We start from the raw sequence: 22,074 nt of genomic DNA, 5'->3' as shown, positions 1-22,074 counted from the left end.
AGGTCCGATAAAAGTAGTACCCAATTAAATTGTGCGCAATTTAATAAATCGAAAAGCGATTCCGAAAAATCGCCTTGGCCGCCCGCTCCGGTCAGCGTGGTACCAGGTCCAGGCACACCGAGTTGATGCAGTAGCGCAGGCCGGTCGGCGGCGGACCGTCCGGGAACACATGCCCCAGGTGCGCATCGCATTTGGCGCAGACCACTTCGGTACGGATCATGCCGTGGCTCAGGTCACGGATCTCGACCATGGCGCTCTCGCCAATCGGCTCGTAGAAGCTCGGCCAGCCGCAACCGGAGTCGAATTTGGCCTTGGAGTCGAATAACGGCGCATTGCAGCAGATGCAGTGATACACACCGTCGGTCTTGGTGGCGTTGTACTTGCCCGAGAACGGCCGTTCGGTGCCTTTGAGACGACAGACGTTGTACTGCTCCGGATCGAGCATGGCACGCCATTCTTCAAGGGTTTTTTCCAGCTTTTCCATGGTCCTTCCTCTGCAACTGAAAAAGCCCGATCTGTATCTTTTCCACGGATCGGGCGGCACGTATGATTGCGCCTCGTTAGACGCCAGTCTGGCAGCCGTGTTACACGGGTTCAAACGGATTTTGCCGCCGCGAACCCAGGCTTCAGGCCTGTGTGCAAACGCAGGATTCCCAGTACGGTAGCTCACTCACCGTCTGGATCGTTCATTTTCGGGAACACATCGCCATGCAGGTCAGCAAATCGAACAAGCTCGCCAACGTCTGTTATGACATTCGCGGCCCAGTGCTCAAGCACGCCAAACGCCTGGAAGAGGAAGGCCATCGCATCCTCAAGCTGAACATCGGCAACCCGGCGCCTTTTGGTTTCGAAGCGCCGGACGAAATTCTCCAGGACGTGATCCGCAACCTGCCGACCGCACAGGGCTACAGCGACTCCAAGGGCCTGTTCAGCGCGCGCAAGGCCGTTATGCAGTACTACCAGCAAAAGCAGGTGGAAGGCGTCGGCATCGAAGACATCTACCTGGGCAACGGCGTTTCCGAACTGATCGTCATGGCCATGCAGGCCCTGCTCAACAACGGTGACGAAGTGCTGGTCCCGGCCCCGGACTATCCGCTGTGGACCGCGGCCGTGAGCCTGGCCGGCGGCAACCCGGTGCACTACCTGTGCGACGAGCAGGCCAACTGGTGGCCGGACATCGCCGACATCAAGGCCAAGATCACCCCGAACACCAAGGCCCTGGTGATCATCAACCCGAACAACCCGACCGGCGCGGTGTATCCCAAGGCAGTGTTGCTGGACATGCTCGAACTGGCACGCCAGCACAACCTGGTGGTGTTCTCCGACGAGATCTACGACAAGATCCTCTACGACGACGCCGTGCACGTCTGCACCGCCTCCCTGGCGCCGGACCTGCTGTGCCTGACCTTCAACGGCCTGTCCAAGTCCTACCGGGTGGCCGGTTTCCGTTCCGGCTGGGTGGCCATTTCCGGTCCCAAGCACCACGCCCAGAGCTACATCGAAGGCATCGACATGCTGGCCAACATGCGCCTGTGCGCCAACGTGCCGAGCCAGCACGCCATTCAAACGGCGCTGGGCGGCTATCAGAGCATCAACGATCTGGTGCTGCCACCGGGCCGCTTGCTGGAACAGCGCAACCGCACTTGGGAACTGCTCAACGACATCCCCGGCGTCAGTTGCGTCAAGCCTATGGGCGCGCTGTACGCCTTCCCGAAAATCGACCCGAAAGTCTGCCCGATCCACAATGACGAGAAGTTCGTCCTGGACCTGCTGCTCTCGGAGAAACTGCTGGTGGTCCAGGGCACCGCCTTCAACTGGCCATGGCCGGACCACTTCCGCGTCGTGACCCTGCCACGGGTCGATGACCTGGAACAGGCGATCAGCCGTATCGGCAGCTTCCTCAAATCGTATCGCCAGTAAGCCTTGCGACGCAGTGCGGCCGCCCCGGTCGCACTGCGATTAATTCAGCAACACTTCTGTACTCCCTGCTACGCCTACCCTTCTGTATCTTTGCCTTGCGCCTTGTGCCCAGTGGTTGCATGCCTCTGAAGTGCGGCTCGGCTTCCGGTGGCTGCCCAACTGCGACAGAAAGCTCATGCAAGCGTCTAAAATCAGCCTGCAGGACACAGTTTGAAATAGTCACCCGGTTGAATAGGCCGGTGCCGCACCTTATATACCCCGCAGAACGCTACATCTTTAGCATGAGGAGATTTCTACAACCATGATGCGCATCCTGCTGTTCTTGGCCACTAACCTGGCGGTCGTGCTGATTGCCAGCATCACCCTGAGCCTTTTCGGCTTCAACGGGTTCATGGCGGCCAATGGGGTTGATCTCAACCTCAATCAGCTGCTGGTTTTCTGTGCGGTCTTTGGTTTCGCCGGTTCCCTGTTCTCGCTGTTCATCTCCAAGTGGATGGCGAAAATGAGCACCAGCACCCAGATCATTACCCAGCCTCGTACTCGTCATGAGCAATGGCTGCTGCAAACCGTCGAGCAACTGTCCCGCGAAGCCGGGATCAAGATGCCCGAAGTCGGTATTTTCCCGGCCTACGAGGCCAACGCCTTCGCCACCGGCTGGAACAAGAACGACGCGCTGGTTGCGGTCAGCCAGGGCCTGCTCGAGCGTTTCTCGCCCGATGAAGTGAAAGCCGTGCTGGCCCACGAGATCGGTCACGTGGCCAACGGCGACATGGTCACCCTGGCGCTGATCCAGGGCGTGGTGAACACTTTCGTGATGTTCTTCGCGCGCATCATCGGCAACTTCGTCGACAAGGTGATCTTCAAGAACGAAGAAGGCCAGGGTATCGCCTATTACATCGCGACCATCTTCGCCGAACTGGTCCTGGGCATCCTGGCCAGCGCCATCGTCATGTGGTTCTCGCGCAAGCGCGAATTCCGTGCCGACGAAGCCGGCGCGCAACTGGCCGGTACCGCGGCAATGATCGGCGCCCTGCAACGCCTGCGCTCGGAACAGGGCCTGCCGGTGCACATGCCCGACACCCTGAATGCCTTCGGCATCAACGGTGGCCTCAAACAAGGCCTGGCTCGCATGTTCATGAGCCACCCTCCGCTGGAAGAGCGTATCGACGCACTGAGTCGTCGTCGCGGATAACGCTGGCGCAACACAAAAAAGGGCGACCTGGGTCGCCCTTTTTATTACCTGTGGAAACCGGAACTCAGCGTGCCAGCAAACGATAGACCCGCTCTTCGAGGCGGGTCACGCCGCCCTGGAGAAACTTCCAGCTCTCGCCAAGAATGTCCCGCGCCTCCTCGATCCGCAGTTGCCAACGCTTACCGAGCAAGGCCTTGACCTCGTCATCGAGCACGGCGAAAGGCGGCCCCGCCATCAGCGCCTGGTCGTAATCCAGGGTGATCAGCAGCCCCTGGCAGCCCTGAGGCAGGACCGACTGCAGATGCGCCGCATACCGCTCACGCATCTGCGGCGGCAAGGCGATCAACGCCGCGCGGTCGTACAACGCCTGGCAGTCGGCGACATCCGTGGCCTGCAGGGCAAAGAAGTCGCCGCACCAGAGCTGGATCGGGCCGTACTCATAGACTTTGAATCCGCCTCGAAGCTCAACCTGCGGCTGCACCTGCTGCTCGCTGAAAAAGTCCTGGATGGCCTTCTCCGACAACTCGATACCCAGCACCTGATGACCCTGGCTGGCCAGCCAGCTCAGGTCCAGGCTCTTGCCGCACAGCGGCACCAGTACCCGCAAACCCGGCGCCAGCTCCAACTGGGGCCAGTAGCGTTGCAGGTAAGGATTAACCTCGGACAAATGGAAGCCGATCTGATTCTGTTCCCACCGTTTGTGCCAAAACTCCGGCTGCATAAATCACCCTGAAATCCGATCAAAAACCACAAAAACTTATATTAGATTCAGATCAATGATCTGATTGAAGATGGTGCATCTTAACGCTCAGGACCTTATTCATGCTCCCTAGCCTGTTCATCTCCCACGGATCACCGATGCTCGCCCTGGAACCCGGCGCCAGCGGCCCGGCCCTCGCCCGCCTGGCCGCCGAGCTACCGCGCCCCAAGGCCATAGTGGTGGTGTCGGCCCACTGGGAAAGCCAGGACCTGCGGGTCAGCAGCAACCCGCAACCGCAAACCTGGCATGACTTCGGCGGCTTTCCCGCCGCGCTGTTCGCCGTGCAATACCCCGCCCCCGGCCAGCCTGAACTGGCGGAACAGGTGGCGCAGCTGCTCAGGGCCGATGGCCTGCCGGCGCAGCTCGACGACCAGCGCCCGTTCGACCATGGGGTCTGGGTGCCGCTGTCGCTGATGTACCCACAGGCGGATATTCCGGTGGTCCAGGTGTCCCTGCCCAGTCGCCTTGGACCAGCCCTGCAGACCCAGGTCGGCCATGCCCTGTCCAGCCTGCGGCAACAAGGGGTGCTATTGATCGGCTCGGGCAGCATTACCCACAACCTGCGCGAACTGGATTGGCACGCTGGCCCGGAAAGCATCGAGCCCTGGGCCAAGGCGTTCCGCGACTGGATGATCGAGAAGCTCGCCGCCAACGACGAAGCCGCGCTGCACGACTACCGTCGCCAGGCACCGAATGCCGTGCGCAGCCACCCCAGCGATGAACACCTGCTGCCGCTGTACTTCGCCAGAGGCGCCGGTGGCGACTTCAGCATCGCCCATCAAGGCTTCACCATGGGCGCGCTGGGCATGGATATCTATCGCTTCGGCTGATGCCACTGCCGGGCCTGGCGCATCACGATGCGACAACTGATCCAACCCCCAGGCAAAAAAAATCCCCGCACCAGGCGGGGATTTTTTCGTTCAACCAATCAGCTCAGCACTGATCAGTCTTCGCGATAGCGACGCAGCTTCAACTGCTTGCCGGCCACGCGAGTGTCCTTCAGCTTGGTCAGCAGACGCTCCAGACCGTCCTCCGGCAGCTCGACCAGGCTGAAGCTGTCACGCACCTGGATGCGACCGATGGCTTCGCGGGCCAGGCCGCCTTCATTGAGGATGGCGCCCAGCAGGTTCTTGGCCGCGATACCGTCACGCGCGCCCAGCGCGGTACGGCAACGGGCACGACCTTCAGCCAGAGGCATCGGCGCGCGACGCTCACGCTCACCGCGATCAGGACGATCGCCGGAACGCTCAGGACGGTCGCCACGTGGCGCGCTGTTCGGCACCAGTGGGCGTTCCTTCTCGATCGCTGCCAGGTTCAGCGCCTGACCGTTGGTGGCCTTGCGCAGCAGGGCCGCGGCTAGGGCACGCGGGCTGCAACCGATATCGGCGGTCAGGCGATCCAGCAGATCACCGTGGGTCGATTCAGCGTCAGCGACCAGCGGCGACAGGCTGTTGGTCAGCTTCTTGATGCGCGCGTCGAGAACGGCTTGAGCGTCCGGCAGGCGAACTTCGGCAACCTTCTGACCGGTTACACGCTCGATCACTTGCAGCATGCGGCGCTCGCGTGGAGTCACCAGCAGCAGCGCACGACCTTCGCGACCGGCACGGCCGGTACGGCCGATACGGTGCACGTAGGATTCCGGGTCGTACGGCATGTCCACGTTGAATACGTGGGTGATGCGCGGTACGTCCAGGCCACGGGCGGCAACGTCAGTCGCCACAACGATGTCCAGGCGGCCATCCTTGAGGGAGTCGATCACACGCTCACGCTGGTTCTGGGCGATGTCGCCGTTCAGCGCAGCAGCTTTGTAGCCTTTGGCTTCCAGGGCACTGGCCAGGTCCAGGGTCGCTTGCTTGGTGCGCACGAACATGATCAGGGCGTCGAAATCTTCCACTTCCAGCAGGCTGAGAACAGCAGAAGTCTTCTGGTCAGCGTGAACCAACAGGTGAGCCTGTTCGATCGCGGTGACGGTCTGAGTCTTGCTCTGGATCTTGACGTGTTTCGGGTCCTTCAGGTGACGCTCGGCGATCGCACGGATCGACTGCGGCAGGGTGGCCGAGAACAGTACGGTCTGACGGGTTTCCGGCATGGCCTTGAAGATGACTTCCAGGTCATCCATGAAGCCCAGTTTCAGCATTTCGTCGGCTTCGTCGAGAACCAGGTGGTTCACGGTAGCCAGGACTTTTTCGTCGCGACGCAGGTGGTCGCACAGACGGCCCGGAGTGGCGACAACGATCTGTGCGCCATTACGGATTGCTTTCAGTTGTGGGCCCATCGGCGCGCCGCCGTAGACAGCCACAACAGTTACGCCCGGCATTTGCTTGGCGTAGGTTTCGAAAGCGGTTGCAACTTGCAGCGCCAACTCACGGGTTGGGGCCAGGATCAGAGCTTGCGGCTCGCGCTTGGACGGATCAATGCGGTGCAGGATAGGCAGGGCGAACGCGGCGGTCTTACCGGTACCGGTTTGCGCCTGACCAATCATATCGTGACCGGCGAGGATGATCGGGATCGACTGCTGCTGAATGGCCGAAGGCTCTTCATAGCCGGTAGCGACTACTGCAGCGACAATATTGGGATGAAGTTCAAGAGCGGCGAAGCCGCCGATTTCCTGGGTCATGGGTCTGCCTCTAAGTGCATCCGCAAAGACCCATGCTCCAAAGCTGCGCATGCCGTGTAAGACTCAAGAGTCACCCTGGCAGCTTTGTCGGCGGGGATTTGCGAAAACGATTGAAAGAAATGAACGTCAAGGATAGTCCGCGCAGCGGACAAGCAGCCGAAGCTGACTTCGGGGAATTGCATCACCTAAACGAGGCCCGGTTAAAGGCCGGCGCGCACTATACCGGAATTACTCAAAAAAGGGAGTTTTTTTTATCGGAAAAAACCGCTGAATACCTAGTTGTCACAGGCTTTGCGGATAATCCGGCAAAGGTCTATTTTGCACAGGCCCACGCCTGTCGGGGGATGACGCTTAAACGGTTCATCTTGCCGGCCGATACCGTCGGTCCGAGACACTCTTTACCGTCCGAGGAAATGCCCCATGAGCCAGCCCAGTTGCAGTCGCGTCAGCCGTGAACAACGTGGTCATCTCTTCCTCATCGGCCTGGACCGGGTCGCCAAGCGCAATGCCTTCGACCTGCAGTTGCTCGATCAACTCAGCCTGGCCTACGGCGAGTTCGAGGCCAGCAGCGAGGCCCGGGTCGCCGTGGTGTTCGGCCATGGCGAGCACTTCACCGCGGGGCTGGACCTGGCCAACGTCGGGGCGAAACTCGCCGAAGGCTGGCAGGCACCGGCCGGCGGTTGCGACCCCTGGGGTGTCTTCGCCGGGCCGCGGGTCAGCAAACCGGTGATAGTCGCGGTGCAGGGCTACTGCCTGACCATAGGCATCGAGCTGATGCTGGCGGCGGATATCAACCTGTGCGCCAGCAATACCCGCTTCGCCCAGCTGGAAGTGCAACGCGGCATCTTTCCCTTTGGCGGCGCCACCCTGCGCCTGCATCAGATCGCCGGCTGGGGCAATGCCATGCGCTGGTTGCTCACCGGCGACGAATTCGACGCCCATGAAGCCCTGCGCCTGGGGCTGGTGCAGGAGGTGATGGCCAGCGAAGACCTGCTGCCCCGCGCCCTGGCCCTCGCCGAACGGATCGCCTGTCAGGCCCCGCTGGGGGTTCAGGCGACCCTGATGTCGGCCCGACAAGCCCGGCTCGAAGGAGAAAGCGCGGCAGCGCAGGGGCTGCCGCCGCTGGTGAAGGCGCTGTTGAACAGCGAGGACGCCAAGGAAGGTGTGCGAGCGATGCTCGAGAAACGCCCGGGGGTGTTCAAGGGATGTTGAGGGGTCTGAACCCGTGGTGAATGCGAGGCCCTATCGCAGGCAAGCCTCGCGCCTACAGATACGCTCGACCAGCCGACTCAGGTCGCCGGCCGGATGCACTTGATCAACGACTGCAACGAATAGCCCAGACGTGGCGCCAGCGCCTCGGCCCGGGCGCTCAGGCCGTCCATGTCCAGACCCTGCTCCAGATCGGACGGCACGATCAGAATCACGTTGCCCTCCTTCACCGGCAGCTCCCAGTAATGCCGGTGGTAAAGCCCGCGCAGCAAGGCTGCACCGAGCGGCTTGCCATCGTCGGTGGCCCACTGGTTGATCACCAGCCAGCCGCCCGGGTTGAGGCGCTTCTGGCAGTTTTCCAGGAAACCCCAGGCCAGGTGTCCGACGCCCGGCCCGACATCGGTGTACAGGTCGACGAAAATCAGGTCCGCCGACTCGGCGCTGTCCAGCAGTTCGAGCGCATCGCCCACCCGGATATACAGACGCGGATCGTCATCCAGCCCCAGGTACTCGATAGCCAGGCGCGGCACGTCGGGGCGCAGCTCGATGGCCTCGACATCGTCCAGCGGCAGGAACTTGAGGCAGGCCTGAGTCAGGGTGCCGGCGCCCAGGCCGAGAAACAGCGCGCTCTCGGGCTGCTCATGGCACAGCGCGCCGATCAGCATGGCGCGGGTGTAGTCGTACTCCAGCCAGCTCGGGTCGGCGATAAACACACAGCTCTGCTCGATGGCATCGCCAAATTCGAGGAAGCGGTAATCCGCCACTTCCAGTACCCGAATCATGCCGAACTCATCGTGCACTTCGGCGAGCAGGCGCTCGACGCGCTCCTCAGTCATCTCTTCTCCTAGCCGCGACGGGGCTCAACCTCGCCGTCGCGATAAACCGGCCGCTCGGCGCCGAGCGGGAAAGGCGCGATTGTCCGCGAACCGGCGGGAACAGGTCACGCACTAATTGCTGATAACATGCCTGTCCGACCTTAAAAACCCCCGAGTCCGTGATGAGCCAACCCTGGAGCCCTGACAGCTGGCGCGCCCTGCCGATCCAGCAACAACCCGTCTACCCCGACGCCACACACCTGTTGCAGGTCGAGCAGACCCTGGCCAGCTACCCGCCGCTGGTGTTTGCCGGCGAAGCCCGGGAGTTGCGCCGCCAGTTTGCCGAAGTGACCCAGGGTCGTGCCTTTCTGTTGCAGGGTGGCGATTGCGCCGAGAGCTTCGCCGAGTTCTCGGCGGCGAAGATCCGCGACACCTTCAAGGTCCTGCTGCAGATGGCGATCGTCATGACCTTCGCCGCCGGTTGCCCGGTGGTCAAAGTCGGGCGCATGGCCGGCCAGTTCGCCAAGCCGCGCTCGGCCAACGACGAAACCATCAATGGCGTGACCCTGCCGGCCTACCGCGGCGATATCGTCAACGGCATAGGTTTCGATGCGAAAAGCCGGGTGCCGGACCCGGACCGCCTGTTGCAGTCCTATCACCAGGCCACCGCCACCCTGAACCTGCTGCGCGCCTTTGCCCAGGGCGGTTTTGCCGACCTGCACCAGGTGCACAAATGGAACCTGGACTTTATCGCCAACTCCGCCCTGGCCGAGAAGTACAGCCAGCTGGCCGACCGCATCGACGAAACCCTGGCCTTCATGCGCGCCTGCGGCATGGACAGCTCGCCGCAGCTGCGCGAGACCAGCTTCTTCACCGCCCACGAGGCGCTGCTGCTGAACTATGAGGAAGCCTTCGTCCGTCGCGACAGCCTGACCAACGACTATTACGACTGCTCGGCGCACATGCTGTGGATCGGCGATCGCACCCGCCAGCTCGACGGCGCCCACGTCGAATTCCTGCGCGGGGTGAATAACCCGATCGGGGTCAAGGTGGGCCCGAGCATGAACACCGAGGAGCTGATCCGCCTGATCGACATCCTCAACCCGGACAACGATCCGGGCCGCCTGAACCTGATCGTGCGTATGGGTGTGAACAAGGTCGGCGACCACCTGCCGCAGCTGATCCGCGCTGTGGAAGGCGAAGGCAAGAAGGTGCTGTGGAGTTCCGATCCGATGCATGGCAACACCATCAAAGCCAGCAGCGGTTACAAGACCCGCGATTTCGCGCAGATCCTCAATGAGGTGAAGCAGTTCTTCCAGGTCCACGAAGCCGAGGGCAGTTATGCCGGCGGTATCCACATCGAGATGACCGGGCAGAACGTCACCGAGTGCATCGGTGGTGCGCGGCCGATTACCGAAGATGCTTTGTCGGATCGCTACCACACCCATTGCGACCCACGGATGAACGCCGATCAGTCGCTGGAGCTGGCGTTCCTGATTGCCGAGACCTTGAAACAGGTCAAGCGTTGAACTCCTAGCATTCGATCATCCAGGGGAAGCTGGATGATCGATGCTGGTCAAAGAAACGCACGCAAGCGCTGGGCGCTGTCCCTTGGGCAATTGAGCTGGATGTCGGCCAGCCCCAGCCAGTCGGCCATGCTCCGCAAGCTGCTCGCCAGCGCCTGCATCCCCTGCTCGTCCAACCCCTGATCCTCCTCATGCACGGCATGCACCGCCAGGCGCCCCTGCGCCCTTTCTGCCCGCAGGTCGACCCGCGCGGCGATCCGTTCGTGGTGCAGAAACGGCAGCACATAATAGCCATACACCCGTTTGTGCTGCGGGGTGTAGATCTCCAGGCGATAGCGGAAATCGAACAGGCGCTCGGTACGACTGCGTTCCCAGATCAGCGAATCGAAGGGAGAAAGCAAGGCGCTGGCCGGCACGCTGCGCGGCACCTTGGCCTCTGGCAGGCAATACGCCGCTTGCTTCCAGCCCGCCACCTCGCAGGCCAGCAGTTCGCCGCCTTCCAGCAATTCCGCCAGGCGCGCCCGGCTGTCTGCCAGCTCCAGGCGAAAGTAGTCGCGCAGATCCTTCTCGGTGGCCACGCCCAGGGCGCTGGCGGCATGCAGCAGCAAACCGCGCTGGGCGTCGGCCTCGCTGAGCGGCGAATGCTGCAAGATGCTCGAAGGAATCACCCGCTCCGGCAAATCGTACAAACGCTCGAACCCACGCCGGCCGGCGACCGTTACCTCACCGGCGGCGAACAGCCATTCCAGCGCATGCTTCTCCGCACTCCAGTCCCACCAAGGACCGGCGCGTTCCTCGCGGGTCGACAGGCTGCCCGCCCCGAGGGCACCCTGTTCCTCGACCGCGGCCAGCACCCGGCGAATAGTCGCCTGCTGCTCCTGGCCGAAACGCGCCAACTGCTGGTAGATCCCCTGCCCCTGGCTGGCCCGCTGCATGCGCCAACGCATCAGCGGGTACAGCGACAGCGGCAGCAACGAGGCTTCGTGGCCCCAGTATTCGAACAGCGTGCGTTGCCGGCCCTGGCTCCAGGCAGCCTGATCCAGCAGTTGCGCGGGATAGTCGCCAAGGCGGGAAAACAGCGGCAGGTAGTGCGAACGCACCAGGGCATTGACCGAATCGATCTGCAGGATGCCCAGGCGCGCGATCAGGCGATTGAGCTGTGCGGGCCTGATCGTCGCAGGCGCCTGCCGCCCGGAAAAACCTTGGGCGGCCAGCGCCAGACGCCGAGCCTGCTTGAGGGAAAAGGACAGTTCTGCGGGCATGGCAATCTCCTTGTCTGCCCGCAAACTACCTCAGTGAGAAGTGGCTTGTGTAGCGCTTTGACATTCACTTGTGCATCGGATCGTCCCAGAACGGTCGCACGGTCTCCCGCTCCACATCCGCGCGACTGAGGCCGATATCCTTCAGCGCCTCGTCACTCATGCCAGCGAGCATGTTGCGTTCACGGTGCAGCTCATGCCAGCGGACAATCCTCTGCAGCAGGTGCCGCAAGGAAACGCCATGCCATGCCAACCTGTGAGCCAATACAAAACCTTTTTGACCTTTCATCGTCTTGCCCTCCAGTGGGGATGGCTCAAGTCTCCACCCAGGGCTAAGATCAATCCAACGAATGTTTCTTATGCAATACATCTCGGAGTTTGATGAATTGTCCAGCTACCCAAGCATTGATACCGAGGTCCTGCGCACCTTCGTCGCCATCGCCGACCAGGGCGGTTTCACCAAGGCCGGGGAGCAGGTCAATCGCACCCAGTCCGCGGTGAGCATGCAGATGAAGCGGCTCGAGGAAGACGTGTTGCAGCGCCAATTGTTCCAGCGTGAGGGCCGGCAGGTACGCCTGACCGCCGAAGGCCAGGTGCTGCTGGGTTACGCACGGCGCATCCTGAAACTGCACAGCGAGGTGTTCAACACCCTGCGCGAGCCGCACATGGTCGGCACCGTGCGCATCGGTACGCCGGACGATTACGTGATGCGCTTTCTACCGGGGATCCTGTCGCGCTTTGCCCAGGCCTATCCCTTGATCCAGATCGAGGTGCATTGCGAATCGTCCAAGCAACTGCTGCTGCGCCAGGATCTGGACCTGTCTATCGTCACCCGCGAGCCGGGCAGCGAAATCGGCCAGTTGCTGCGCAAGGAGCGTTTCGTCTGGGCCGAGGCCCAGGGGTTCTGCCCCCACGAACAGACGCCGCTGCCCCTGGCGATGTTCAACAGCGATTGCTTCTGCAGGCAGTGGGCCTGCAATGCGCTGGACGCCGCCGGGCGCGACTATCGCATAGCCTACAACAGCTCCAGCCTGTCGGCACTGATGGCCGTGGTCAGCGCCGGCCTAGCGATCACCGCGCAGCTGGAAAGCCTGATCACCCCGGACATGCGCATCCTGGGCGCCGCCGAAGATCTGCCCCTGCTGCCCGAGGCCAGCATCATGCTGGTGCGCAACCTCAACACGCCTTCGCCCATCACCGAATGCCTGGCCGAGCACATAGTCGAAGGCTTCAAACTTTAAAGGCGAGCATCACCGCGCAGACCACCAGGAAGCCGCAGAACAGCCCGCGCAGCATTCGCTCGGGCAGCGCATGGGCGATTTTCACCCCCCAACTGATGCTCAACAGCCCACCCGCCGCCAGCGGCAGGCCGATCATCCAGTCCACCTCCTGATGCACCCCGTAGGTCACCAGGGTCACCCCGGTGCTGGGCAGGGCCAGGGCCAGCGACAGCCCCTGGGCGACCACCTGGGTGGTGCCGAACACGCTGGTCAGCACCGGGGTGGCAACCACCGCGCCGCCGACGCCGAACAGCCCGCCCATGGCCCCGGAAGCCGCACCCAGCACACCGAGCCACGGCCAGGGATAGCGCATCTGCGCCGAAGCCGGGGCATTGGCCAGGAACATGCGCAACAGGTTGTAGGCCGACAAGGCCACCAGGAACGCGACGAAGCCGATCCGCATGACTTGGGCATCGATGCCCACCGCCCAGATCGAACCGAGCCAGGCAAAACTGAAGCCCATCAGGGCCAACGGCAACGCATGGCGCGCCTCGATCCGGTTGCGCTGGTGATAACGCCACAGCGCGAGCATCACGTTCGGCACCACCATCACCAACGCCGTGCCTTGGGCGATCTGCTGGTCCAGCCCGAACAACACACCCAGCACCGGAATCGCAATCAGCCCTCCACCGATCCCGAACAAGCCGCCCACCGTGCCCAGCGCCGCGCCCAATACCACATACGTCGCTAAATCGATCACCGCCGCTCTCCTCACTCAGGCCTTGCATGCTACGCAGTCGGCTCTGGTGCGGAAACGCACAGCAACGCACAATGGCTTTGCCAAATTCGCACAGGCAAATGCCCACCATGAACCCCAACGCCCTCACCGACCAGCTCGGCCTGTTCCTCGATGTGCTGGAAGCCGGGAGTTTTTCCGCCGCCGCCCGCCGGCATCCCTTGACCCCTTCGGCGGTGGCCCGGCGTATCGACAGCCTGGAAAGTGCCGTCGGCAGCAAGCTGTTCATGCGCACCACCCACGCGGTGGTGGCGACGGCGGCTGGCCAGGCCTTTGCCGAACGCGCCCGGCGCATCGTCGCCGAACTGCAACTGGCGCGGGCGGAAGCCGTGTCCTTGAGCCACGCGCCGGAAGGCCTGATCCGCATCGACGCTCCCGCGGCGTTCGGCCGGCGACACCTGGCGCCGGCGATCGCCGATTTCCTGATGCTCTATCCGGGGCTCGATGTGCAGTTGCACCTGATCGACAGCTTCGTCGACATGCAGGGCTCGCACCTGGGCAAGGTCGATCTGGTGCTGCGCGCCGGGCAAAGGGTCGATACCCGGATGGTGGCGACATCATTGGCGAGCATCGTGCGCATCGCCTGCGCCAGCCCGGCCTACCTCAAGCTGCGCGGCACCCCGGTGCATCCCGCCGAGCTGAGCCAGCACGACGGCCTGGACTGGGACGGCCTGGCCCCACTGTTCGCCTGGCGCTTCGAACTGGACGGGCAGTTGCAGACTCATCGCCCACAACGCATCCGCATGAGCGCCAACAATGCCGAGGCCCTGCTATCCGGAGCCCTGGCCGGGCTGGGCATCGCCCACCTGCCGACCTGGCTGGCCAGCGAATACCTGCTGCGAGGGGAACTGTTGCCACTGTTCTGCGAAACCGGCCTGCCCAAACCGGAAAGCGCCGGTATCTACGCCTTGCGCCTGGAACAGCACACCAACGCTCGCAGCCGCCTGTTGCTGGAATACCTGAAGACTCGCTTCAGTCCGATTCCGCCCTGGGATCTGGCCCTGCAGAGCGCCATGGGCTGAGCACTCGTGAGAATTATCTGGCGCATTAAAGATTCGCCCGCTAGATTCAGGGCGAGTATCGATCAAGGCCCGACCATGAACACCAAAGGCTCCACCCCGGAAAAATGCGACGATCTGCTGCTGGATAACCAGTTGTGTTTCGCCCTTCACTCGACTTCGTTGCTGATGACCAAAGTCTATAAACCACTGCTGCAGGAGCTGGGCCTGACGTATCCCCAGTACCTGGCAATGATGGTGCTCTGGGAGCAGGACGGCCTGACCGTCGGCGAGATCAGTAGTCGCCTGCTGACCGATCCCGGTTCATTGACGCCCTTGCTCAAGCGCCTGGAAGCCGAGGGATTGCTGAGCCGGACCCGCAGCCGCGAAGACGAACGGGTGGTGATCATCGAACTGACCGAGCAAGGCCGGGCCCTGTATGACCGGGCGCGCGGCGTTCCCCAATGCATCCTCGGCGCCAGCGGCCTGACCCTGGAGCAACTGCGCAAACTGCAGGCCGACCTGCTGAACCTGCGCGGCCATCTGCAAGACAGCCTTTAACGGCGCGCTCGCGAGCACGCCCTGCCTTTCTGCAGGAGCGCTTGCTCGCGATTCTCTCTGTTTCGTTGCCGACAACAGCGTATCGACGAAAAAATTTCTCGATAAAAATATTATTTAAATCATTCGCTTAGCCAAAAAACATGGACTGCTGGTAAGCATTTCCGAGCTTTTTTCAAAAAATTATCTTGCGCACAAAATATTTGAGCGATACATTTATTTCACACTTACTTAGCGCGCAAACATTTAGCGCAGAAATTCGAAACCCAAGAGGCTCACACCATGCAAACTCTCTATACCGCAGTCGCAACCGCAACCGGTGGCCGTGATGGTCGCGCCGTCTCCAGTGACAACATCCTCGACGTCAAACTCTCCACCCCCAAAGAACTCGGTGGTGCCGGCGGCCAGGCGACCAACCCTGAGCAACTCTTCGCCGCCGGCTACTCCGCCTGCTTTATCGGCGCCCTGAAATTCGTCGCCAGCCAAAGCAAGCGCAAGATCCCGGACAACGCGTCGATCACTGCGCACGTCGGCATCGGCCAGATTCCTGGCGGCTTCGGCCTGGACATCGACCTGCATATCAGCCTGCCAGGTCTTGAACAGAGCGACGCGCAGTCCCTGGTCGAAGCGGCTCACCAGGTCTGCCCTTACTCCAACGCCACCCGCGGCAACGTCGACGTACGTCTGCACGTGACTGTCTAACCCAGCTGCGCGCCAGCGCCCGCACCGCCCAGGAGACGAACATGAACACTTTCAGCAAGGTCTTGACCGGTAGCCTTCTCGCCCTGTCCATCAACACGGCGTTCGCCGAAGGCGGGGTCGAACACAACACCCAGGCGTTCCTCGACGCCTTGAACGCCGGCGGCGGCAAGCCGATGGAACAGATGACACCCAAAGAGGCACGGGCCGTGCTGGTCGGTGCCCAGGCCGGGGTCAAGCTGACGCTGCCCAAGGCGGATATCAGCCAGAAGACCATCGACGTCGACGGCCAGGCCATCAGCCTGACCATCGTCAGACCGGCCGGGGTGAAAGGCACGTTGCCAGTGTTCATGTTTTTCCACGGCGGCGGCTGGGTACTGGGAGACTTCCCGACCCACGAACGGCTGGTGCGGGACCTGGTGGTGGGGTCCGGGGCGGCGGCGGTATTCGTCAATTACACGCCGTCTCCGGAAGCGCATTACCCGGTGGCGATCAATCAGGCTTACGCGGCCACCCAATGGGTGGCCGAGCATGGCCAGGAAATCAACGTCGACGGCAAGCGCCTGGCGGTTGCCGGCAACAGCGTCGGCGGCAATATGGCCGCCGTGGTCAGCCTGATGGCCAAGGACAAGGGCACGCCAGCGATCCGGTTCCAGCTGTTGTTGTGGCCGGTGACCGACGCGAATTTCGAAACGGCGTCGTATAACCAATATGCCGAGGGGCACTTTCTCAGCAAAAACATGATGAAGTGGTTCTGGGACAACTACACCACCGATGCCCAGCAGCGTAACGAGATCTACGCTTCACCGCTGCGCGCCACCAGCGCCCAGCTCAAGGGCCTGCCACCCGCGCTGATCCAGACGGCCGGCGCCGACGTACTGCGCGACGAAGGCGAAGCCTATGCCCGCAAGCTGGACGAAGCCGGCGTGACCGTGACCTCGGTGCGTTACAACGGGATGATCCACGACTACGGCCTGCTCAACGTGGTCAGCCAGGTACCCGCAGTGCGTTCGGCACTGCTGCAGGCATCCGATGAGCTCAAGCAACATCTGAAGTAAGTTTGCCACCCAGGCCTTCGGCCACAAAAAAGCCCGACTCGATGGTCGGGCTTTTTCGTGGCTAAGGATTCAAGCAGGGGCTTAAACCTTGGCGCGGCCTTTGTAGGAGCCGCCTTCGCGAGTATCGATCTCGATCATGTCGCCGATTTCGATGAAGTCCGCAACCGACAGCTCGGTACCGTTCTTCAGTTTGGCAGGCTTCATCACCTTGCCCGAAGTGTCGCCGCGAGCGGAACCTTCGGTGTAGTCAACCTGGCGCACGATGGTGGTCGGCAGGTCAACGGAAACCAGACGGTCTTCGAAGAACACGGCTTCGCAAACGTCGGTCATGCCTTCTTCGATGAACGGCAGAACGGCTTCGATGTCTTCAGCGTTCAGCTCGTACATGGTGTAGTCGGTGGTGTCCATGAACGTGTAGGTGTCGCCGCTGATGAACGACAGGGTCGCTTCTTTGCGATCCAGGATCACGTCGTCCAGTTTGTCGTCCGCACCGTAAACGGTTTCGGTCTTGTAACCGGTCAGCAGGTTCTTCAGTTTGGTCTTCATGATCGCGCTGTTACGACCGGACTTGGTGAATTCAGCTTTCTGAACCAGCCAAGGATCGTTGTCGATACGGATCACGGTACCGGGTTTGAGTTCTTTACCAGTTTTCATTGCGAATATCCGAATTTGGATGGGATTTACAAAAATCTAGGCCGCGTATCATATCCAATTTAGATAAAACTGCACCAGCGCCGCAGCAAGATCGGGCTGCGAGCCCTGTTCCAGACACCACTTTTCGGCGTGAGCAGCCACTTCCGGCCAGTGTTCGAGCAGCTTTTTCCAGCCTTGCGCCATCTCGCCTCCGGCATTCCAGGCCCGCCACAGGTCGATCAGCGCCGCCTTGGCCTCTGGCGACAGCCCCTGCGTATAAAGCTCGAGAAAGGCGTCGAGCTTGTCCAGGTGAATGTCTTCGTCCTGTTGATAAATGTGCCAGAGCATCGGCCGGCCGGCCCATTGCGCACGCACGAACGAGTCCTCACCGCGTACCGCGTTGAAATCGCAGGACCACAGGAGCTGGTCGTATTCCTCCTGTCGGACGAACGGCAGCACCTGTACCGTCAAGGCCCCACGGACCTGCACCGCACCCGCCGCCAGCGCCTCGACACCCAACCAGTGTTGTACGTCACCGAGGATCCGCCCTTCGGGAACCAGCAGATGGGTAGCCCGCGAGTCGGCAGCCAGCGCTTGCAGCCAACTGGCCAGGCCGGCGTTCTCATAGGCGAACAGCGACATCAATCGCGCGCCAGGTGCAGCAAATACGCCGAGCCCTTCCAGGAAGCGTTGCCGGGCCAGGGGGTCCTGCTGAAACGCCCTGCGCCGCTCCAGCAATCCAGCCTCGCGTAGCAGCCCACCGGTGCCGGCTTGAAACCCGGGGAAAAAGAAGTACTTCTGCACGCCCTTGAACTTCACCGAGGGCAGGCCGTGGCAGCCGGTCACCCAGGTCTCGGCGCTGAGGTAATCGAGGTTCAGCCACAAAGGGGTATGTTCACGCTCGGCCATCGCCTCCATATAAGCCGCTGGCAACTGGCAGGCAAAGGCCGCGATCACCACATCGGCAGCCGCCACCGGCGACCACTCGGTTGGCCAGTGACGCACATCGACGCCTTCCTGCCATTGCTGAGGCAAGGCGATATCGATGGGCGGACACAAACGCTCGAAGGCCCGCAGGTCATCCACCCACAGCCGCACCGCGCACTGATGTTCGGCCACCAGTTGCCGGGCCAGCCGCCAGGTCACGCCGATATCGCCGTAGTTGTCGACGACGCTGCAGAAAATATCCCAGGAGGCTTTCATTCCGGGCTCCATTTGGCAAAGGCGCCGATTGTCCGCATAAATGGCTACTGACAGAAGAGCCAACGCCGATAATCTTCGTGCGACAATCGCAGCTTGCCGACACCGCCTGCCAGGAGGCTGCCATGCCCTATCGCCCGACACCCCGTCGATCATTACGTATCAGCGTAAACGCACTTCAACTCAGCGGCAGTATTGCCCTGGGATTGTGGCTGGGTTTTCTGGCGATTGCCCTGACCTGCTGGCTGGCCTGGCGTTTTCTGTTCGACCAGCAATTGGCGCCCGTCGCCCAGGCCGTGCAACAGCTGGCAAAACCGCCCAACGCGGAATCGGCGGCGTCCAACCGCATGTTCGAGCAGTACCAGGAAAACCTGCGTAAAAACGAACAGCAGCAGGCCCTGGATAATGCGCGCAGCAACCTGCGCAACCAGTCCAACCCGAAATGCCAGTTCTGGTTGCAACAGGACCAGACGGCGCCGAGCGAAAAGAGCCGGGCCAACGTCCTGCAATTCTGCGATTGATCATGAACAAACCTACGGTCCACCAACTGATTCTCGACAAACTCCGTGGCGATCTGGAGATCGCCCAGCGCGCGGCGCAGACCGCCTATGAGGCGGCGACCCACGAAGAGAACATTGCCGAAAACAAATACGACACCCTGGGGCTCGAGGCCTCCTATCTCGCCGCCGGCCAGGCCAGGCGCGTCGAGGAAATCCGGCAGGCGCTGGCGCTCTGCCAGAACCTGACCCTGCGCCCGTACGATGAGCAGGTCGGTATCCAGGTTGGCGCGTTGCTGGGCCTCGAAGACGAAAACGGCCACGAACAATGGCTGTTCCTGGCGCCGGATGGGGCGGGACTGAAGGTAGAGGTGGTGGGGCAACCGGTGACAGTCATCACCCCTCGTTCACCGTTGGGCAAAGGCCTGCTGGGCAAGTTCGAGGGGGATGAACTGGAGATCGTCGTCGCGGGCGCTCGGCAACAGTTCGCTGTCACCGAGGTCAAGTAAGCCCGACTTAGTGGACAGGCAGTTCGACGCCGTCGAACAGCTCTTCGAGTTCCTGCTTGTTGTGGCACTGAATGGCCTTGGCCATCACTTCGCGCGTCAGGTGCGGCGCGAACTTCTCGATGAAGTCGCACATGAAGCCACGTAGGAAAGTGCCGCGACGGAACCCGATCTTGGTGATGCTCGACTCGAACAGTTCGCTGGCATCCAGTACCACCAGATCGCTATCAAGCTTGGTATCGACCGCCATCTTGGCAACGATGCCCACACCCAGGCCCAGGCGTACGTAAGTCTTGATCACGTCGGCGTCGGCGGCGGTGAACACCACCTTCGGCGTCAGGCCTCGATGGCTGAAGGCTTCGTCGAGCTTGGAGCGGCCGGTAAAACCGAACACGTAAGTCACGATCGGGTATTCGGCGAGGGTTTCCAGGGTCAGCTTCGGCAGCTTGGTCAGCGGGTGGCCCTGCGGTACCACTACGCAACGGTTCCAGCGGTAGCACGGCATCATCACCAGATCGCCGAACAGCTCCAGCGCTTCGGTGGCGATGGCGAAGTCGACGGTGCCATCGGCAGCCATTTCAGCGATCTGCATCGGCGAGCCCTGATGCATGTGCAACGCCACATCCGGGTACTGCTTGATAAAGCTGCTGATCACCGGCGGCAAGGCATAACGGGCCTGGGTATGGGTGGTGGCGATCGACAGGGTGCCTTTCTTCTCGTTGGAGAATTCCTGGGCGATCTGCTTGATGCTTTCGACCTTGCGCAGGATCTCGCCAGCGGTGGTGATGATGCGTTCGCCAGCCGGGGTGACGCGAGTCAGGTGCTTGCCGCTGCGAGCGAATACCTCGACCCCCAGCTCGTCCTCGAGCAGGCGGATCTGCTTGCTGATACCCGGTTGCGACGTATAAAGGCTTTGGGCTGTAGCAGAGACGTTGAGGTCGTGGTGCGCCACTTCCCAGATGTAGCGCAATTGTTGAAGCTTCATATGAATCCCTCAAAGCAGGTAGACGCCACGGGCATCAGCGACGGTATATAACTATATTAATGGTTCGAAGAATAAATCTAGAACTTTTCTTAAGAAAATTCCAACAACCGCGTCAGATATCTCCGAGACGCCGACGCTGTACCAAGGGCACCAGGTAAACCGGAACCTTGGCCAGTTGCAGTACCCTGGCTGCCGTCCTGCCCAATGGAGTTTCACCGCCCGCCCCATGGCTGTGACTTCCTACGATCAACAAATCCACAGAGAGTTTCGACGCCTGCTCGAGAATGACGTGCGAGGGGTCCCCCTGAAAGACCCTGACCGACTGAATCAGCGCGAGATCCTGCATGCCCTCCCCCAACTCTTCGCGAAAGCTGTCGAGTACCCGTTGCTCGATATTCGCCATCACCGTGCTCAGACCCTGGCTGTGAAACTCATTCAGGGCCTGTTCGTCGAGATAACTCTGCAACACCGACTCGGCAAACAGTCCCATGGGCTCCACCGCATGAACCACGTGCAATTCGGCATTGAATGTTCGAGCCAGCTCCAGGGCATGTTGCATCACGTAGGGCGCATACAGACCGAGGTCAGTGGCATACAGCATCGAACGAATCATATGACCTCCTCGACTGCCAATATGGCGGAGATTGATTCAGCTTAGCAGTGCCAAGGCGACTACGACGTCCCGCGCAAGCCCGTGAACATTGAGCTAAGCCTTGGTTTCGTTGCTGATACCGTGGGGTACGTGACCGGTGGCGACCACTTCGCGAGCCAGTTCGCAATGACCCGCCTGATCGTCGAAGAACACATCGGCGGCGAAGGCTTCGAGAAAGGCGGCCTTCTCCAGGCCGCCCAGGAACAACGATTCGTCCAGACGGATATCCCATTCGCGCAGGGTGCGGATCACCCGCTCGTGGGCAGGTGCCGAACGCGCCGTCACCAGGGCGGTGCGGATCGGACAACCATCGTCGGGGAATTCGCGCTGCAACAGATTGAGCGCGGCGAGGAAGCCTTTGAACGGCCCCCCACGCAACGGCTCGCGGGCGGACTCGCGCTCCTTGGCCTGAAAGGCTTCCAGGCCACCGAGCTGATAGACCCGTTCCGACTCATCGGAAAACAGCACGGCGTCACCGTCGAAAGCGATCCGCAGTTCGGCGCTGGCGGCGCGTCGGGCGCCACCGGAAAGAATGGTCGCTGCGGCGAACCCGGCGTCCAGTGCGCTGCGCACATCTTCGGCATGGGTGGAAAGAAACAGGTCGCAGCCAAAGGCCGCGAGGTAGGGATAAGGGCTGCGCCCACCAACAAACGCGGCCCGGGAAATATCCAGGCCGTAATGCTGAATCGAGTTGAAGACCCGCAGGCCCGTGTCGGCACTGTTACGCGACACCAGCACCACCTCGACCCGCGCCCGGCCGAGGCTGGCATTGAGGCTCAAGAGTTTTTTCACCAGGGGAAAAGCATCGCCCGGTTCGAGGGATTCCTCCTCGTGATCGATCTGATACTTGCGGTAAGCTTCGACCCCCTCGGCCAGATAGACCTTATGGCTCTCGCTGAGATCGAACAGGGCCCGCGATGAAATCGCCACCACCAGTTTACCGCCCAAGCCCTTTGCCATATCCCTTCCCCCCG

Annotated in this window: 25 protein-coding genes; 13 read left to right on the top strand and 12 right to left on the bottom strand. The window is 61.7% G+C overall.

Annotated elements, in window-relative coordinates; translation table 11 throughout:
• Positions 1-91: 91 nt before the first annotated feature.
• A complete protein-coding gene (gene msrB, locus AC07VU_RS18750; RefSeq protein ID WP_009050114.1) occupies positions 92-484 on the bottom strand; it encodes a peptide-methionine (R)-S-oxide reductase MsrB in 393 nt (130 codons plus the stop codon).
• Between the two features lie 224 nt (positions 485-708).
• Between msrB and AC07VU_RS18745 the strand changes: the two genes are divergently transcribed.
• Positions 709-1,920 carry a pyridoxal phosphate-dependent aminotransferase gene (locus AC07VU_RS18745; RefSeq protein ID WP_495030234.1) on the top strand — a complete coding sequence of 404 codons (1,212 nt, stop codon included), beginning with the start codon at positions 709-711 and terminating at the stop codon, positions 1,918-1,920.
• Between the two features lie 301 nt (positions 1,921-2,221).
• On the top strand, positions 2,222-3,112 hold the full coding sequence (htpX, locus tag AC07VU_RS18740; RefSeq protein ID WP_007931437.1) for a protease HtpX: 891 nt from the start codon (positions 2,222-2,224) through the stop codon (positions 3,110-3,112).
• Between the two features lie 64 nt (positions 3,113-3,176).
• Here htpX and AC07VU_RS18735 read toward each other — a convergent pair whose 3' ends face one another.
• Complete coding sequence (locus AC07VU_RS18735) at positions 3,177-3,833, bottom strand: thiopurine S-methyltransferase (RefSeq protein ID WP_274304253.1); 657 nt, start codon at positions 3,831-3,833, stop codon at positions 3,177-3,179.
• Between the two features lie 101 nt (positions 3,834-3,934).
• Between AC07VU_RS18735 and AC07VU_RS18730 the strand changes: the two genes are divergently transcribed.
• On the top strand, positions 3,935-4,702 hold the full coding sequence (locus AC07VU_RS18730; protein WP_495030233.1) for a DODA-type extradiol aromatic ring-opening family dioxygenase: 768 nt from the start codon (positions 3,935-3,937) through the stop codon (positions 4,700-4,702).
• Positions 4,703-4,815: 113 nt separating this feature from the next.
• On the opposite strand, the gene AC07VU_RS18725 is transcribed toward AC07VU_RS18730, so the two are convergent.
• A complete protein-coding gene (locus tag AC07VU_RS18725) occupies positions 4,816-6,489 on the bottom strand; it encodes a DEAD/DEAH box helicase (protein ID WP_009044946.1) in 1,674 nt (557 codons plus the stop codon).
• A 119-nt stretch (positions 6,490-6,608) separates the two neighbouring features.
• On the opposite strand from AC07VU_RS18725, the gene AC07VU_RS18720 reads away from it, so the two are divergent.
• Both AC07VU_RS18720 and AC07VU_RS18715 read left to right on the top strand, forming a co-directional pair.
• Positions 6,609-6,944, top strand: a complete 336-nt coding sequence (locus AC07VU_RS18720; RefSeq protein WP_164486199.1) for a hypothetical protein — start codon at positions 6,609-6,611, stop codon at positions 6,942-6,944.
• Entirely contained in the window at positions 6,910-7,701 is a 792-nt protein-coding gene (locus AC07VU_RS18715) for a crotonase/enoyl-CoA hydratase family protein (RefSeq protein ID WP_274304255.1), read from the top strand. Before AC07VU_RS18720 ends, AC07VU_RS18715 begins: the two co-directional genes overlap by 35 nt.
• 77 nt (positions 7,702-7,778) lie before the next feature.
• On the opposite strand, the gene AC07VU_RS18710 is transcribed toward AC07VU_RS18715, so the two are convergent.
• Positions 7,779-8,534, bottom strand: coding sequence for a spermidine synthase (locus AC07VU_RS18710; RefSeq protein ID WP_495030232.1), 756 nt, complete (start codon positions 8,532-8,534; stop codon positions 7,779-7,781).
• A 161-nt stretch (positions 8,535-8,695) separates the two neighbouring features.
• Here AC07VU_RS18710 and AC07VU_RS18705 point away from each other — a divergent pair, with 161 nt between their 5' ends.
• Positions 8,696-10,042 (top strand): class II 3-deoxy-7-phosphoheptulonate synthase, encoded by a 1,347-nt coding sequence (locus AC07VU_RS18705; protein WP_495030231.1) that lies wholly within the window; start codon positions 8,696-8,698, stop codon positions 10,040-10,042.
• Between the two features lie 47 nt (positions 10,043-10,089).
• Here the strand turns inward: AC07VU_RS18705 and AC07VU_RS18700 are convergent, their stop codons facing one another.
• Together AC07VU_RS18700 and AC07VU_RS18695 are read right to left on the bottom strand one after the other, a co-directional pair.
• Positions 10,090-11,301 carry a winged helix-turn-helix domain-containing protein gene (locus AC07VU_RS18700; RefSeq protein ID WP_277589367.1) on the bottom strand — a complete coding sequence of 404 codons (1,212 nt, stop codon included), beginning with the start codon at positions 11,299-11,301 and terminating at the stop codon, positions 10,090-10,092.
• 64 nt (positions 11,302-11,365) lie between these two features.
• Complete coding sequence (locus tag AC07VU_RS18695; protein WP_009044950.1) at positions 11,366-11,587, bottom strand: DUF1127 domain-containing protein; 222 nt, start codon at positions 11,585-11,587, stop codon at positions 11,366-11,368.
• 97 nt (positions 11,588-11,684) lie between these two features.
• On the opposite strand from AC07VU_RS18695, the gene AC07VU_RS18690 reads away from it, so the two are divergent.
• Positions 11,685-12,539: a LysR substrate-binding domain-containing protein gene (locus AC07VU_RS18690; RefSeq protein WP_162136185.1), complete on the top strand. Its 855-nt coding sequence runs from the start codon at positions 11,685-11,687 to the stop codon at positions 12,537-12,539.
• On the opposite strand, the gene AC07VU_RS18685 is transcribed toward AC07VU_RS18690, so the two are convergent.
• The gene (locus AC07VU_RS18685; RefSeq protein ID WP_274304257.1) at positions 12,529-13,278 is read right to left on the bottom strand and encodes a sulfite exporter TauE/SafE family protein; all 750 of its coding nucleotides are present in this window, start codon (positions 13,276-13,278) and stop codon (positions 12,529-12,531) included. The two genes, AC07VU_RS18690 and AC07VU_RS18685, sit on opposite strands and share 11 nt — an antisense overlap.
• 107 nt (positions 13,279-13,385) lie before the next feature.
• Here AC07VU_RS18685 and AC07VU_RS18680 point away from each other — a divergent pair, with 107 nt between their 5' ends.
• The 4 genes from AC07VU_RS18680 to AC07VU_RS18665 all read left to right on the top strand — a co-directional run bounded on the left by AC07VU_RS18680 (position 13,386) and on the right by AC07VU_RS18665 (position 16,627).
• Complete coding sequence (locus tag AC07VU_RS18680) at positions 13,386-14,336, top strand: LysR family transcriptional regulator (protein WP_053262160.1); 951 nt, start codon at positions 13,386-13,388, stop codon at positions 14,334-14,336.
• Between the two features lie 75 nt (positions 14,337-14,411).
• The gene (locus tag AC07VU_RS18675; RefSeq protein WP_007931403.1) at positions 14,412-14,873 is read left to right on the top strand and encodes a MarR family winged helix-turn-helix transcriptional regulator; all 462 of its coding nucleotides are present in this window, start codon (positions 14,412-14,414) and stop codon (positions 14,871-14,873) included.
• A 279-nt stretch (positions 14,874-15,152) separates the two neighbouring features.
• The gene (locus AC07VU_RS18670; protein WP_009044954.1) at positions 15,153-15,572 is read left to right on the top strand and encodes an organic hydroperoxide resistance protein; all 420 of its coding nucleotides are present in this window, start codon (positions 15,153-15,155) and stop codon (positions 15,570-15,572) included.
• 41 nt (positions 15,573-15,613) lie between these two features.
• The gene (locus AC07VU_RS18665) at positions 15,614-16,627 is read left to right on the top strand and encodes an alpha/beta hydrolase (RefSeq protein ID WP_495030230.1); all 1,014 of its coding nucleotides are present in this window, start codon (positions 15,614-15,616) and stop codon (positions 16,625-16,627) included.
• Between the two features lie 81 nt (positions 16,628-16,708).
• Here AC07VU_RS18665 and AC07VU_RS18660 read toward each other — a convergent pair whose 3' ends face one another.
• Positions 16,709-17,281 carry an elongation factor P gene (locus AC07VU_RS18660; RefSeq protein WP_007931398.1) on the bottom strand — a complete coding sequence of 191 codons (573 nt, stop codon included), beginning with the start codon at positions 17,279-17,281 and terminating at the stop codon, positions 16,709-16,711.
• Between the two features lie 48 nt (positions 17,282-17,329).
• The gene (gene earP, locus AC07VU_RS18655) at positions 17,330-18,463 is read right to left on the bottom strand and encodes an elongation factor P maturation arginine rhamnosyltransferase EarP (RefSeq protein WP_457274555.1); all 1,134 of its coding nucleotides are present in this window, start codon (positions 18,461-18,463) and stop codon (positions 17,330-17,332) included.
• Positions 18,464-18,585: 122 nt separating this feature from the next.
• On the opposite strand from earP, the gene AC07VU_RS18650 reads away from it, so the two are divergent.
• Together AC07VU_RS18650 and AC07VU_RS18645 are read left to right on the top strand one after the other, a co-directional pair.
• Entirely contained in the window at positions 18,586-18,981 is a 396-nt protein-coding gene (locus tag AC07VU_RS18650) for a hypothetical protein (protein ID WP_457274556.1), read from the top strand.
• Positions 18,982-18,983: 2 nt separating this feature from the next.
• Positions 18,984-19,466 carry a GreA/GreB family elongation factor gene (locus tag AC07VU_RS18645; protein WP_009044959.1) on the top strand — a complete coding sequence of 161 codons (483 nt, stop codon included), beginning with the start codon at positions 18,984-18,986 and terminating at the stop codon, positions 19,464-19,466.
• Between the two features lie 7 nt (positions 19,467-19,473).
• Here AC07VU_RS18645 and cysB read toward each other — a convergent pair whose 3' ends face one another.
• The 3 genes from cysB to AC07VU_RS18630 form a co-directional block, all read right to left on the bottom strand.
• Positions 19,474-20,448, bottom strand: a complete 975-nt coding sequence (gene cysB, locus AC07VU_RS18640; protein WP_007931387.1) for an HTH-type transcriptional regulator CysB — start codon at positions 20,446-20,448, stop codon at positions 19,474-19,476.
• Between the two features lie 112 nt (positions 20,449-20,560).
• Entirely contained in the window at positions 20,561-21,061 is a 501-nt protein-coding gene (locus tag AC07VU_RS18635; RefSeq protein WP_007931386.1) for a universal stress protein, read from the bottom strand.
• 93 nt (positions 21,062-21,154) lie between these two features.
• Positions 21,155-22,060 (bottom strand): 5'-nucleotidase, encoded by a 906-nt coding sequence (locus AC07VU_RS18630; protein ID WP_274304262.1) that lies wholly within the window; start codon positions 22,058-22,060, stop codon positions 21,155-21,157.
• Positions 22,061-22,074: the final 14 nt, after the last annotated feature.

The organism is Pseudomonas sp. GW821-FHT02B10 (assembly GCF_059421865.1).
The sequence above is the reverse complement of the archived record's forward strand: the minus strand, read 5'-3'. Positions and strand labels throughout refer to the sequence as shown.